13 protein-coding genes and 1 riboswitch are annotated in these 12,588 nt (G+C 70.0%); of the genes, 8 read left to right on the plus strand and 5 right to left on the minus strand.

Annotation, left to right across the window (positions count from 1 at the left end):
* Nucleotides 1–14: 14 nt before the first annotated feature.
* A complete protein-coding gene (locus ACWCQM_RS03790) occupies nucleotides 15–683 on the minus strand; it encodes a hypothetical protein (RefSeq protein WP_450913738.1) in 669 nt (222 codons plus the stop codon).
* 240 nt (nucleotides 684–923) lie between these two features.
* Here ACWCQM_RS03790 and ACWCQM_RS03795 point away from each other — a divergent pair, with 240 nt between their 5' ends.
* The gene (locus ACWCQM_RS03795; protein WP_450913739.1) at nucleotides 924–1,652 is read left to right on the plus strand and encodes a helix-turn-helix domain-containing protein; all 729 of its coding nucleotides are present in this window, start codon (nucleotides 924–926) and stop codon (nucleotides 1,650–1,652) included.
* Between the two features lie 70 nt (nucleotides 1,653–1,722).
* Here the strand turns inward: ACWCQM_RS03795 and proP are convergent, their stop codons facing one another.
* On the minus strand, nucleotides 1,723–3,219 hold the full coding sequence (gene proP, locus ACWCQM_RS03800; RefSeq protein ID WP_450913740.1) for a glycine betaine/L-proline transporter ProP: 1,497 nt from the start codon (nucleotides 3,217–3,219) through the stop codon (nucleotides 1,723–1,725).
* Nucleotides 3,220–3,349: 130 nt separating this feature from the next.
* Nucleotides 3,350–3,817 (minus strand): thioredoxin-dependent thiol peroxidase, encoded by a 468-nt coding sequence (bcp, locus tag ACWCQM_RS03805; protein ID WP_450913741.1) that lies wholly within the window; start codon nucleotides 3,815–3,817, stop codon nucleotides 3,350–3,352.
* A gap of 129 nt (nucleotides 3,818–3,946) precedes the next feature.
* On the opposite strand from bcp, the gene ACWCQM_RS03810 reads away from it, so the two are divergent.
* The 3 genes from ACWCQM_RS03810 to ACWCQM_RS03820 all read left to right on the plus strand — a co-directional run bounded on the left by ACWCQM_RS03810 (nucleotide 3,947) and on the right by ACWCQM_RS03820 (nucleotide 5,191).
* On the plus strand, nucleotides 3,947–4,291 hold the full coding sequence (locus ACWCQM_RS03810; RefSeq protein ID WP_450913742.1) for a DUF3618 domain-containing protein: 345 nt from the start codon (nucleotides 3,947–3,949) through the stop codon (nucleotides 4,289–4,291).
* A gap of 79 nt (nucleotides 4,292–4,370) precedes the next feature.
* On the plus strand, nucleotides 4,371–4,706 hold the full coding sequence (locus tag ACWCQM_RS03815; RefSeq protein ID WP_073747983.1) for a GroES family chaperonin: 336 nt from the start codon (nucleotides 4,371–4,373) through the stop codon (nucleotides 4,704–4,706).
* Nucleotides 4,707–4,772: 66 nt separating this feature from the next.
* Nucleotides 4,773–4,834, plus strand: a riboswitch (guanidine-III (ykkC-III) riboswitch).
* Nucleotides 4,835–4,870: 36 nt separating this feature from the next.
* Nucleotides 4,871–5,191, plus strand: coding sequence for a DMT family transporter (locus ACWCQM_RS03820; RefSeq protein WP_014156030.1), 321 nt, complete (start codon nucleotides 4,871–4,873; stop codon nucleotides 5,189–5,191).
* 5 nt (nucleotides 5,192–5,196) lie between these two features.
* Here ACWCQM_RS03820 and ACWCQM_RS03825 read toward each other — a convergent pair whose 3' ends face one another.
* Entirely contained in the window at nucleotides 5,197–7,680 is a 2,484-nt protein-coding gene (locus ACWCQM_RS03825) for a transglycosylase domain-containing protein (protein WP_450913743.1), read from the minus strand.
* A 145-nt stretch (nucleotides 7,681–7,825) separates the two neighbouring features.
* Here ACWCQM_RS03825 and ACWCQM_RS03830 point away from each other — a divergent pair, with 145 nt between their 5' ends.
* From ACWCQM_RS03830 to ACWCQM_RS03845, 4 genes are read left to right on the plus strand one after another with little or no spacing between them, the layout of a single operon-like run.
* The gene (locus tag ACWCQM_RS03830) at nucleotides 7,826–8,626 is read left to right on the plus strand and encodes an ABC transporter permease (RefSeq protein ID WP_450913744.1); all 801 of its coding nucleotides are present in this window, start codon (nucleotides 7,826–7,828) and stop codon (nucleotides 8,624–8,626) included.
* Nucleotides 8,619–9,491, plus strand: coding sequence for an ABC transporter permease (locus tag ACWCQM_RS03835; RefSeq protein WP_450913745.1), 873 nt, complete (start codon nucleotides 8,619–8,621; stop codon nucleotides 9,489–9,491). Before ACWCQM_RS03830 ends, ACWCQM_RS03835 begins: the two co-directional genes overlap by 8 nt.
* A gap of 18 nt (nucleotides 9,492–9,509) precedes the next feature.
* Nucleotides 9,510–10,478: an ABC transporter ATP-binding protein gene (locus ACWCQM_RS03840; protein ID WP_450914081.1), complete on the plus strand. Its 969-nt coding sequence runs from the start codon at nucleotides 9,510–9,512 to the stop codon at nucleotides 10,476–10,478.
* A 55-nt stretch (nucleotides 10,479–10,533) separates the two neighbouring features.
* Nucleotides 10,534–11,217: a DUF1707 domain-containing protein gene (locus tag ACWCQM_RS03845; RefSeq protein WP_450914082.1), complete on the plus strand. Its 684-nt coding sequence runs from the start codon at nucleotides 10,534–10,536 to the stop codon at nucleotides 11,215–11,217.
* Between the two features lie 31 nt (nucleotides 11,218–11,248).
* Here the strand turns inward: ACWCQM_RS03845 and ACWCQM_RS03850 are convergent, their stop codons facing one another.
* On the minus strand, nucleotides 11,249–12,511 hold the full coding sequence (locus ACWCQM_RS03850; RefSeq protein WP_450913746.1) for an SGNH/GDSL hydrolase family protein: 1,263 nt from the start codon (nucleotides 12,509–12,511) through the stop codon (nucleotides 11,249–11,251).
* Between the last annotated feature and the right edge of the window lie 77 nt (nucleotides 12,512–12,588).

Consider the following 12,588-nt stretch of genomic DNA (forward strand, 5'->3'; position numbering starts at 1 on the left):
GAAGGGGATGAGGGTCAGAGACTGCGGGCGGTGATGTCGCCCTGGGAGACGGTCGCCCTGATGCTCAGGGCGGGCGTGCCGTCGCTGTTCTTCAGCGCGTTGTCGATGCGGCCGTAGCCGGTGCCGGCGTCCAGCGAGGCGGAGACACCGCGAGCGGCGCCGATGGTGATGTCGCCCTGCTGGGTGCTGAGCCTGAGGTGTCCGCGCACGGCCTCGGTGATCTTCAGGTCGCCGCGCTGAGTGCTGATCTCGCCCGAGCCGTTCAGCAGGCCGACCGTGATGTCGGCGTCGAGACCGGTGAGGTGGGCGCTCGCGGCCTCGTCGAGCTTGACCGCGCCGTGGCCGCCGTCGAAGGAGACGTCGCCGAGCCGTCCGACGCCGCGGAAGTCGGCGGCTGCTGCCTTCGCCTCGACGTGGGAGCCGGCGGGCAGCTGGACCGTGACCTCGACGGACCCGGTGCTGCCGAGGAGGGAGTTCTTCGCCGGCGGGGCCTGGACCCGGAGGACTCCGTCGCCGTAGGTGACCTCGATCCGCTCCGCCGCCTTCACGTCGCGGCTGTTGGAGGCGTCCAGGGGCCGGACCTCGACCGTGGTGTCGGCACGGTCGGCGGCGATGAACCGGATGTGTCCCGCGGAGATGCCGAGGACGGCCGAGACGGGGGCGGGGGTGTCGAACTTCTGCATGGTGTTCTCCCTGATTCGCAGCGTGCGCTCTGTCGGCCCGCTGTTTCCGATGAGGGAAAAGCTACGTTGCGTTCGATGTTCTGGCAACGCACTTGTTGCACTAGATCTGAGTAATCCCAGGTAGAAGTAGATATTTTGTTGCAATGACTCGCAAGCTAACGCAACGTCACCTGTCTGTTTGTTGCAATGGACGTGAAGTGAACGCTATGATGTGGACACCACGAACATGAGGAGGCCGCGATGCCGGGAGGCAGGCTCACCCAGCAGGAACGCCAGCAGATCGCGATGGGTCTGGCCGACGGCCTCGCCTATGCGGAGATCGCGCGGAGTCTGGACCGTCCGACCTCGACGGTCACGCGTGAGGTGATGCGCAACGGCGGCCCCGCCGGCTATCGCGCCGACCTCGCCCACCGCGCCACCGAGCAGCGCACGCACCGGCGCAAGCCGGCCTCGGCACGAGGTCCCCTGCCGGCCCCCGACCCGCACGGACGTGATGCCCTGGCCCTGGCCGAGTACGAGGAGACGTTCACGACCGTCCTCATGTCCTCGGGGCTGAACAAGATGGCGTCCCGGGTGCTGACCTGCCTGTTCACCACCGACGCGGGCAGCCTCACCGCGTCCGAACTCGCCTCGCGCCTCCAGGTCAGCCCGGCGTCCGTCTCCAAGGCGATCACCTACCTGGAGAGCCAGAGCCTCGTCCGCAGGGAACGCGACGAACGCCGCCGCGACCGCTATCTCGTCGACGGCGAACTCTTCTACCAGGCGACGATCGCCAGCGCCCGGGCCAATGACCTGCTCGTCGAGACAGCACGCAAGGGTGTCGCCGTCCTCGGCCCCGACACCCCCGCCGCCGTGCGCCTGGAGAACGTCGCCCGCTTCCTCGACTTCATCAGCGACAGCATCACCCGCGCCGCCGAGCAGGCCCGCGCGGTCCTGCACACGGGGGCCGAGCCGCCTTCGGAGCGCTGACCGGGGGAGACGACGAGAAGGGGCCCGTACCGCGTGCTGCGGTACGGGCCCCTTCCGTGCGGGACGCGCGTCAGAACTTCGGGTCCGGGCTCTGGGCGTGGACCAGTTCGGCGGCTTCCTCCTCCGACTCGACCGACGGCGGGGAGCCGGCCAGCGGCTTGTTGGCGGTCTCCTTCATGCAGGCCACGGCGATGACACCGACCAGCGCCGCCGCCATCGCGTAGTACGCGGGCATGAGGTTCGAGCCGCTCCAGCTGATCAGGGCGGTGATCACCAGAGGGGTCGTGCCACCGAAGATCGAGGCCGAGAGGTTGTAGCCGACCGACAGGGAGCCGTAGCGGACGTTGGTCGGGAACAGCGCCGGGAGCGCGGCGGACATCGTGCCCAGCATGCAGACCAGCGAGAGGCCCAGCATGAGCATGCCGATGATGATGGCCGGGATGCTGCCCTGGCGGATCAGCAGGAACGCGGGCAGGGACAGGAACAGGAAGCCGAGCATGCCCGTCATCAGCAGGGGCTTGCGGCCGAAGCGGTCCGAGAGCTTGCCGAACTGGCTGATGATCAGCATCAGGAAGACCATGACGCCGAGCAGGATGAGCAGCCCGTGGGTCTCGCTGTAGCCGAGCTCGTCGGAGAGGTACGTCGGCATGTACGACAGCAGCATGTAGTCCGCGATGTTGTACGCGCCGACCAGCGCGATGCAGAGGATCAGCGTCGGCCAGTACTGCCGGAAGATCTTGGCGAGGTCGCCCTTGGCCGTGGACTCGACGTGGTCGGCGGCCTCGGTGGCGTGGGCGGTGCCGCCCTCCAGCTTCTGGAAGGCCGGGGTCTCGTCCAGGCGCAGTCGCAGATAGAGGCCGACGAGGCCCAGCGGGCCGGCGACCAGGAACGGGATGCGCCAGCCCCAGGACTCCATCTGGCCGGTGTCCAGGACGGCGTAGAGCAGCGTGACCAGCCCGGCCGCGCCGACGTATCCGGCCAGGGTGCCGAATTCGAGGAAGCTGCCGAAGAACCCGCGGCGCTTGTCGGGGGCGTACTCGGCGATGAAGGTGGACGCGCCGCCGTACTCGCCGCCCGTGGAGAAGCCCTGGAGCATCCGGAAGAAGATCAGCAGGACCGCGGCCCAGACGCCGATGGTGTCGTGGGACGGGATGAGGCCGATCGCGAAGGTGCCGATCGCCATCAGGATCATCGTGAGGGCGAGGACCTTCTTGCGGCCGATCTTGTCGCCCATGGGGCCGAAGAACATGCCGCCCAGAGGCCGCACGAGGAAGGCCACGGCGAAGGTCGCGAACGACGAAAGGAGCTGGGTGGTGTCGTTCCCCGACGGGAAGAACACATGCCCGATGGTGACGGCGAGGTAGGAGTAGATACCGAAGTCGAACCACTCCATGGCGTTACCGAGCGAGGCCGCCTTCACCGCGCGCTTGACCGCCTGGTCGTCGGTGACCGTGATGTCGGTCCGGCGCAGCCTGGGGTTCTGGCGCTTTCTGATCGCGCGGAAGAGCGCGGGGTGGCGTTTGACCGCTTCAGGGTCGGCCGCCTGGTGGGGGTCGGAGGCCGCCATGGCCGGGTCCTTTCGTCGAACGGTGTTCCAGGAAAGGCTTCTGCGCGGTCATGGCGATTGCAAACCGAATCGAGGGGCCGATGCGATCTCGCTCACAGCATGTTTCGGCCAGGACCCCCACGAACCGGCCTCAGATCCCGAGGTCCTTGATGATCTTGGCGACATGGCCGGTCGCCTTGACGTTGTAGAGCGCGCGCTCCACCTTGCCCTCTTCGTCGACCACGATCGTGGAGCGGATGACGCCCGTCACCACTTTGCCGTAGAGCTTCTTCTCGCCGTAGGCGCCGTACGCCTCCAGGGTCTCCTTGGAGGGGTCGCCGACCAGCGTGACCTTGAGGTTCTCCTTCTCGCGGAACTTCGCGAGCTTCTCCGGCTTGTCGGGCGACACGCCGATGACGTCGTAGCCGGCGGTCGCGAGGACGTCGAGGTTGTCGGTGAAGTCGCACGCCTGCTTGGTGCAACCGGGGGTAAGAGCGGCGGGGTAGAAGTAGACGATGACCTTGCGGCCCTTGTGGTCCGCGAGCGAGATCTCATTGCCGTCCGCGTCCGGAAGGGTGAAGGCGGGGGCGGTGTCGCCGGTCTGCAGTCGCTCGCTCATGTCTCTCCTCGAGTGGCGCACGGGGTGTGTGGGACCGAGCGTAATAGGGGGTGCCGCCGGGTGGAGGAGCGGCCGAGCTGACAGACTGTCGATGAAGGTTTACCCGACGACGACCACGGAGGCGGCGCAGTGTCGGATACCAGGACCCCTGCGCAGATCGAGGCGGACATCATCAGCAGGCGCGCACAGCTCGCCGTGGTGCTGGACGAGATCGGGGTGCGGGTGCACCCGAAGACGATGATCGGTGACGCGAAGGCCAAGGTCGCGTCGACGGTGGACCGGACGGCCGGGCGTGCGTTCGTCGCGGTGAACCGGTCGGTGTCGGACGTGAAGGCGCAGTTCGTGACCGAGGAGGGTTCGCCCCGGCTGGAGCGGGTCATTCCGGCGGCGCTGCTGGTGGCCGGTGCGGTGGCTCTGCTGACGCTCTCCTCGCGGCCCTCGTCCTCGCGGTCCTCGCGGCGCAAGAGGCGCTGAGCGCGCTCGTCCCGTACGGGCCCTGGGGCATCCGGGGCACCGCGGGGCAGGTAGGTTTCGGGGCGTGAGCGACAACGGCATGAGCAACACCGACGACAAGCTGCCGATCCGGATGCTGCACGACCGTGTGCTGGTCCGGTCCGATTCGCCCGAGGGCGAGCGGCGGTCGGGCGGCGGCATCCTGATTCCGGCGACGGCGGCGGTCGGCCGCCGTCTGGCATGGGCCGTGGTGGTCGCCGTCGGCCAGAACGTGCGGACCGTGGAGCCGGGAGACCGGGTGCTCTACGACCCCGAGGACCGGGCCGAGGTCGAGGTGCGGGGCGTGGCGTACGTGCTGATGCGCGAGCGGGACCTGCACGCGGTGGCGGCTGACCGCTTCGAGGGCTCGGTGGATTCGACCGGGCTGTATCTGTAGGCGGACCCGCGCGGGTGTGGCCGGAGGGCCTGGTGACCGCGGTCACCAGGCCCTCCGGCTTTTGTTGCTACGGTGGAGACACCCCCGACGAGACGCGCCGTACCGGGTTTCCGCAAAGACGACGCACCCGTTCTGTTCGCGTGTTTCGTCGTGGAGGTGCCGTCGTGGCGTGGGTTCTGCTGATCGTCGCCGGTCTGCTGGAAGTGGGCTGGTCGATCGGGATGAAGTACACCGAGGGGTTCACCCGGCTGTGGCCGAGCGTGTTCACCGGCCTGGGGATCGTGGCCAGCATGATGCTGCTGTCGCAGGCTGCGAAGACGCTGCCGATCGGTACGGCGTACGGGGTGTGGGTCGGCATCGGCGCCGCCGGTGCGGCCGTGCTCGGCATGGTCGTGCTCAACGAGCCGGTGACCGCCGCCCGTATCTTCTTCGTCTGTCTGCTGCTGGTGGCGGTGGTGGGGCTGAAGGCGACCTCCGGCCACTGAGGGTGTCAGGGGCGGACGGCGTGGAGCGCCGCGTCGTCCCTGGTCCGGTCGCTCGCGGGGACGCGTTCCTCGCCGGTCCCCGCGGGCTCCCCGCCCGCGGGGACCGCGTCCGTCTCCCGGCCGGAGGCGGCCCGTGAGGGTGCCCCGGCCGGGGTGGCCGCGCCGGGCGCCCGCCGCTCATGGGCGACCCCGGAAGGGCCGTCCGGTGTGCGTGAGCCGGTGCCGTTCTCCTCACGGGACTCCTCGCCGGACTCCTCGCGCGAGTCCTCCCGGGAGTCACGGGATTCTCCCGGTCCGGGCGGGTCGTCGCTCTCCCCGGAGTCCCGGGTGTCGCCTCCCTCCGCCTCTTCCGTGTCCTCCTCTTCTTCTCCCTCGCTCTCGTCCGGTTCGGGCTCCACGGGGCCTTCCTCGGCCTCCAGCTCGAAGCCCCGCACCTCGCTGCCCTCCAGGGCGGCCTTGGTGTAGGCGGCCCAGGTCTGGGCGGGTGCGCCGCCGCCGTTCATACGGGCGAGGCCGAGGGCTCCGTACAGCGGCTTCTGGACCCCGGTCTCGGGGTCCTGGCCCATGACGGCGATGACGGTGGCCAGGTCGGGGGTGTAGCCGGCGAACCAGGCCGCCCTGTCCTCCTCGGCGGTGCCCGTCTTGCCGGCGGCGGGGCGGCCCGCGGCCAGGGCGGCGGTGCCGGTGCCGCCGTCGACCACGCTGCGCAGGACGGAGGTGGTGGTGTCGGCGGCTTCGCGGCTGATGGCCCGCCGGGTCGTCCTGGCGGGGAGGTCCAGCTCGGTGCCGTCCTTGGTGATCTTGACGACGAGCGTGTGGGGGCGCTGTCTGCCGTGGTCGGCGAGGGTGGCGTAGGCGGAGGCCATGTCGACGGCGCTGGCGGTGGCGGGGCCGAGCGCGATGGAGGGGGAGGCCGTGAGGTCGGGGGTGTCCTGGGGGATGCCGAGGGCGATCGCGGTGTCCTTGACCTCCTGGGGCCCGACGTCCTGGGCCATCTGGGCGTAGACGGCGTTGACGGACTTGTCGGTGGCCTCGCGGACGGTGATGGAGCCGTAGTCCACGTCGTCCTCGTTGGCGGGGGCGTAGCCGGTGGAGCCGGTGGCGCTCTGGACGGTGCGTTTGTTGTCGCCGTCGTAGCGGGTGTTGGGGGTGATGGCGCGCTCCTTCTGGGTGGTGGACCCGTTGGCGAGCGCGGCGGCGAGGACGAAGGGCTTGAAGGTTGACCCGACCTGGTAGTCCCGGCGGGTCGCGTTGTTGACGAACTGCCTGGTGTAGTCGATTCCGCCGTAGAGGGCGACGACGTGGCCGTTGGCGGGGTCGATGGAGGCGCCTCCCGCGCGGACGTTGCGGTCGGCTTCGCGTTCCTCGCTGGTCTTGGACAGGACGTTGTCCTGGACGGCTTCGACGAGGGCGTCCTGCTTCTTCTTCTGGAGTGTGGTGGTGATGCGGTAGCCGCCGGTGGCGAGGGTGGACTCGTCGATGATCTTGTTCTTGGTGAGGTAGTCCTCGACGGCGTGGACGATGTAGCCGCGCTGGCCGGAGAGTGCGGTGGCGGGCTTGGCCTTGTCGGGGACGGGGAAGGCCATCGCGTCGCGGTCGGCGGCGCTGAGCCAGTCGTGCTCGACCATGCCGTCGAGTACGTAGTCCCAGCGGGCGAGGACGGCCTTCCTGTTCTCGGGGTGGGTGACGACGTCGTACGAGCTGGGGGCGTTGAGCAGGGAGGCGAGGTAGGCGCCTTCGCCGGTGCCGAGGTCCTCGACGTCCTTGCCGTAGTAGGCGTGGGAGGCGGCCTGGATGCCGTAGGCGTTGCGGCCGAAGTAGCTCGTGTTGAGGTAGCCCTCCAGGATCTCGTCCTTGCTCTTCTCGCGGTCGAGCTTGATGGAGATGAAGAACTCCTTGGCCTTGCGGATGACGGTCTGTTCCTGGCCGAGGTAGTAGTTCTTGACGTACTGCTGGGTGATGGTGGAGCCGCCCTGCCTGCCCTTGCCGGTGACGGTGTTCCAGCCCGCGCGGAGGGTGGCCTTGATGTCGATGGCGTCCTCGGAGTAGAAGTCCCGGTCCTCGGCGGCGAGTACGGCGTGCTGGATGTTCTTCGGGATGCGGTCCAGCGGGATCTTCTCGCGGTTGATCTCGCCGTCCCGGGCGATGACGGTCTTCCCGTCCGCGTACACGTAGACGTTGGCCTCCGCGGTCGCGGCGGCGTTCGCCGCGGGGATGTCGATGAGCTGGTAGCCGGCGATGAATCCGCCGACGAGGAGGAGGGCGAACAGCAGGACGCCGCCGAGGACCATCCGCCAGGTGGGGACGGCCCGGCGCCAGCCGGTGCGCTTGGGCCGCTTGGGGCGTTTTGTGCGCCCCTTGGTGGCTTCTGCGCCGTTCGGGTGAGGGGTGTCGGCGGCGGAGGACGCGGCCGAGGGGTCTCGGGGGGCCCAGCCCCCGGAGCCCCGCTGACCAGGGTCTCCGTCGTGCTGCGGTGGCTCGTCGCTCATGACTGTGGAGGCTCCTCGACTGCGGATGATTTTCCTATAGTGCACTTTTCGGGCGGATAACCCTCGGAACACTCCACGGAAATGGGGTCGCGGCGGACGGTCGCAGGGGACTAACGTCGTGCGCTTTGGCGGAAAGGGGGGCGAGGTGCGGCTCTACGCCGTGGTGGCGGCCGGTGGGTTCCGGCGGCATGCCACCTATCGGGTGGCGACGCTCGCGGGGGTGTTCACCAACACCGTCTTCGGTTTCATCCTGGCGTACACCTACATCGCCCTGTGGGACGAGCGTCCGCACCTCGGCGGGTACGACATGCCGCAGGCGCTGACCTATGTGTGGCTGGGTCAGGCCCTGCTGATGACCTGCGCGATGATGGGCGGCGGCTTCGAGGACGAGCTGATGGAGCGCATCCGTACGGGTGACATCGCGGTCGATCTGTACCGGCCCGCCGATCTGCAGCTGTGGTGGCTGGCGGGCGACCTGGGCCGGGCGGCGTTCCATCTGCTGGGGCGCGGGATCGTGCCGATGGTCCTGGGGGCCCTGGCCTTCGATCTGGCGCTGCCCGTCTCGCCCTGGACCTGGCTGGCCTTCCTGGTGTCCGTGGCGCTCGGGGTGGTGGTGAGCTTCGCGGTGCGCTTCCTGGTGGCGCTGTCCGCGTTCTGGCTCCTGGACGGCGCGGGGGCCATGCAGATCGCCTGGCTGGCCGGGCTGTTCTTCTCCGGGATGGTGCTGCCGCTGAATCTGTTCCCCGGGGCGCTGGGGGAGGTGGCGCGGGCGCTGCCCTGGTCGTCGCTGCTCCAGGTGCCCGCCGATGTGTTCCTCGGTACGCACGAGGGCCGGGATCTGCTGGGGGCGTACGCCTTCCAGGCCGGCTGGGCCGTGGTGCTGCTGCTGGCGGGCCGGCTGCTGCAGTCGGTGGCGACCAGGAGGGCGGTGGTCCAGGGTGGCTGACGTCCGGGTCGGGCCGATCGTGGCGCGGGAGCCGGAGACGGCGTTCGCCGAGCGGTCGCGGCTGGTCGAGGGGGTGCGGGCCTACGGGCTGATCGTGGCGATGTGGCTGCGCTCGACGATGGCGTACCGCGCGTCGTTCGTGATGACGGCCCTCGGGAACTTCGTGGCGACGGGCCTCGACTTCGTCGCGATCCTGCTGATGTTCACGCACATCGACGTGCTGGGCGGCTTCACGCTGCCGGAGGTCGCTCTGCTGTACGGGACGTCGGCGACGGCGTTCGGTCTCTCCGACCTGCTGCTGGGGTCGATGGACCGGCTGGGGCAGCGGGTGCGGGACGGGACGCTGGACACGCTGCTGGTGCGGCCGGTACCGGTGCTGGCGCAGGTGGCGGCGGACCGGTTCGCGCTGCGCAGGCTGGGGCGGATCACCCAGGGGCTGCTGGTGCTGGGCTACGCGCTGGGGACGCTGGACATCGCGTGGGCCCCGCTGAAGGTGGCGATGCTGCCGATGATGGTGCTGAGCGGGGCGGCCGTCTTCGGGGCGGTGTTCGTGGCGGGTGGGGCGTTCCAGTTCTGGGCCCAGGACGCGTCGCAGGTGCAGAACGCGTTCACGTACGGGGGAACGACGCTGTTGCAGTACCCGCCGTCGGTCTTCGCGAAGGACCTGGTGCGCGGGGTGACGTTCGTCGTGCCGCTGGCCTTCGCGAGCTGGCTGCCCGCGCTGTACGTGCTGGGCCGGGACTATCCGCTGGATCTGCCGCGGTGGGTGGCGTTCCTGCCGCCGCTGGTGGCGTTGGGGTGCTGGGTTCTGGCGGGACTGGCGTGGCGGGTGGGGCTTCGGTCCTACCGCAGTACGGGAAGTTGAGGAGTGCGCGTGGACGAGATGGACTTCATCGAGCTCGACGGCGTCGAGAAGGTCTTCGACGTACGCCGCAGGACCGGTTTCCTGCGCCGTGAACGGCGTGAGGTGCGGGCGGTGGACGGGATCAGCTTCCGGGTGCCGCGCGGCGAGATGGTCGGTTACATCGGCCCGAACGGGGCGGGCAAGTCGACGACGATCAAGATGCTGACGGGCATCCTCACGCCGAGCGGCGGCCGGCTGCGGGTCGCGGGGATCGACCCCAATCGGGAGCGCACGAAGCTGGCTCACCGCATCGGTGTGGTGTTCGGGCAGCGCACGACGCTCTGGTGGGACCTGCCGCTGCGCGACTCGTACCGGCTGATGCACCGGATGTACCGCATCCCCGACAGCCGCTTCCGGGAGAACCTGGACCGGTGTGTCGAACTCCTCGATCTGGGAGCCCTGTTGGAGGTTCCCGTGCGCCAGCTGTCACTGGGGCAGCGGATGCGCGGCGACATCGCGGCGGCGCTGCTGCACGATCCGGAGGTGCTGTACCTGGACGAGCCGACGATCGGGCTCGACGTCGTCTCCAAGGCCAAGGTGCGGGGCTTCCTGCGGGACTTGAACGCGGAGCGGTCCACGACGGTGCTGCTGACCACGCACGACCTGACCGACATCGAACAGCTGTGCAAGCGGGTGATGGTGATCGACCACGGCCGTCTGGTGTACGACGGGGCGCTCGCCGGGCTGCACGAGGTGGGGGAGAGCGAGCGCACGCTCGTCGTGGACCTGGAGCGGGAGCTGCCCCCGATCGAGCTCGCGTCGGAGCCGTCGGTGCGCGTCGTGAAGGTGGAAGGGCCCCGGCAGTGGCTGGCGTTCCCGGCGGCCGGGTCGGCCGCGCCGCTGGTGGCGCGCATCGCGGCGGAGTATCCACTGGTCGATCTGTCGGTGCGCGAGCCGGACATCGAGTCCGTGATCGCGAAGATGTACGTGTCGGAACCATCGCTCTAGGCCCGTCCCGCGATCGCTCTATAGGGTGCCCGGTATGACAAGTGAAAACCCGGACATGCGAGCCTCCGACGCGGAGCGGGAGCGGGTCGCCGAGACCCTGCGGGAGGCCGTGGCCGAGGGCCGGCTGGAGATGGACGAGTTCGAGCAGCGGCTCGACGCGACGTACAAGGCGCGTACGCACGGGGAGTTGGAGCCGCTCGTACGTGATCTTCCGGTGCCGGGCACGCTTGCCGGGCCGGTGACCGGGGCGGTGTCCGAGCGCCGCGGCTCGTCGGCCGACTGGCCCTCGCGGATCGGCGGCACCGCCACCTCGTCGGGAGGGTTCGCCTTCTGGGGCGGGTTCAGCCGCAAGGGCCACTGGACGGTGGGCCGGACGTTCACCTCGTTCGCGATGTGGGGAGGCGGCGAGATCGATCTGCGCGAGGCCCGGTTCGCCGAGCGGGACGTCGTGATCCGCTGCTTCACGATCATGGGCGGTATCCAGGTGACCGTGCCGCCGGACCTCGATGTCGACGTGCGAGGTCTCGGCATCATGGGCGGCTTCGGGGAGCACTCCAAGCTCGACGAGGAGACGGAACCGGCGCCCGGCTCGCCCCGGGTGCGGGTGACGGGATTCGCGCTCATGGGCGGCGTCGGTGTGGAGCGCAAGCGGAGCAGGGCGCAGAAGCGCCTCCTCAAGGAGCAGCAGGAACAGCTGCGGGGGCCGGACACGGGGGACGGGCGCAAGGAGCTCGGCTGAGCCGGGCGGGGAGCCCGGCCGGCTCAGCCGGTCAGAACGCGTCCGACTTCGGCGTCCCGTCCACGGTGTCGAGGTCGATGGCCTGGCCCAGGGCGCGGTAGCCGGCGTCGTTGAAGTGCAGCCGGTCGCCCGAGTCGTACTCGGGAAGGACCCGGTTGGGCGCGTAGGGGTCGCGCACGGCGCGGTCGAAGTCGGCGAAGGCGTCGAAGACCCGGCCGGAGCGGATCTCCTCGTTGACCGCCAGACGCACGGCGTTGCGCTCCGGCGTCCAGGTGGGGTAGCCCTGGAACGGCGTCAGGGTCGCCCCGACGACCCGCAGTCCCCGGGCGTGCGCGCGCTCGGTGAGGGCGCGGAGTCCGGCCGTGACGCGCCGGGCGTCGGTCTCCTGGGGGACCTGCTGCACATCGTTGATGCCGAGGGCGATGATCACGGTCCTCGCCCCGGCGACGGAGAGCACGTCGCGGTCGAAGCGGCCGGCCGCGCTCTGTCCGCCCACGTGCCGCACACCGCCCACGGTCAGCGGGCTGTCGCGCAGGAGGCGGTTGCCCGCGATGCCCTGGTTGGCGACCCCGTAGCGGTGCCGCAGCCGGTCGGCGAGGACGTCCGTCCAGCGGGAGTTGGCGTCGGTGGTGGAGCCGCTTCCCGCGGTGAGGGAGTCGCCTATCGCGACGATCGCACCGGGTGCCCCCTCGTTGCGGACGTCGACGGCGGTCAGATAGCGCCAGCGGGTGGTGCTCCATGTGCCGTGGGCGTCGGCCAGGTAGGACGTCTGGTGGGTGTTGGGGTGCTGGGTGACCGGCCCGGCGGCGTACGGCGTGCGCAGGGTGACCTCAAGGTCGGCGTCGGGGGCGACGGGGACGACGACGGGGTCGCTGACGACCTGCCGGCCCGCGGCGATCGTGACGGCGGCCAGGCCCTGGAAGGTCACCGGCCGGGTGTTGACGGCTGCCTGGTCGACGACGAGCGGGGTGGAGCCGAAGAGGTTGGACAGGGTGATGCGGGCGGCGTCACCGCCGACGCTGGTGTGCACGATGTTGCGGACGGTGCGGCCGGGGTAGCCCTGGGCGGCGTTCGGCTCGGCGCTGACGGGGGCTCCGGTCCAGGTGACGACCCAGGTGCCGGTGGAGTTGGCCGGTGCGGCCGGGTTGCGCGCCGCCGCGTGGGCCCCGGTTCCGGCGAGCGGCGTCTCCCGCTTGCCCGCGATCAGCGTCGTACCGAAAGCGACGGCGGCGGCGAGCGCGGCGGTGCCTGCCACGAGGGCGATGAGCAGGGCATACCCCTGGCGCCTGGGCATCTGCGGTGATTCTCCTTGCGATGTTCGACCCGGTATCCGGGTTGCTCTCATGATGCGACAGGCCCTGGGGAACTCGA

Source organism: Streptomyces sp. NPDC002125, from assembly GCF_053593715.1.

Bases quoted from the DNA above. Each gene is read 5' to 3' on its own strand.
- ACWCQM_RS03815 (WP_073747983.1), top strand. From the start codon at position 4,371: ATGAGCAACACCGACGACAAGCTGCCGATCCGGATGCTGCACGACCGT.
- ACWCQM_RS03795 (WP_450913739.1), top strand. From the start codon at position 924: ATGCCGGGAGGCAGGCTCACCCAGCAGGAACGCCAGCAGATCGCGATG.
- bcp (WP_450913741.1), bottom strand. From the start codon at position 3,817: ATGAGCGAGCGACTGCAGACCGGCGACACCGCCCCCGCCTTCACCCTT.
- ACWCQM_RS03845 (WP_450914082.1), top strand. From the start codon at position 10,534: ATGCGAGCCTCCGACGCGGAGCGGGAGCGGGTCGCCGAGACCCTGCGG.
- ACWCQM_RS03790 (WP_450913738.1), bottom strand. From the start codon at position 683: ATGCAGAAGTTCGACACCCCCGCCCCCGTCTCGGCCGTCCTCGGCATC.
- ACWCQM_RS03840 (WP_450914081.1), top strand. From the start codon at position 9,510: ATGGACTTCATCGAGCTCGACGGCGTCGAGAAGGTCTTCGACGTACGC.
- proP (WP_450913740.1), bottom strand. From the start codon at position 3,219: ATGGCGGCCTCCGACCCCCACCAGGCGGCCGACCCTGAAGCGGTCAAA.
- ACWCQM_RS03825 (WP_450913743.1), bottom strand. From the start codon at position 7,680: ATGAGCGACGAGCCACCGCAGCACGACGGAGACCCTGGTCAGCGGGGC.
- ACWCQM_RS03850 (WP_450913746.1), bottom strand. From the start codon at position 12,511: ATGCCCAGGCGCCAGGGGTATGCCCTGCTCATCGCCCTCGTGGCAGGC.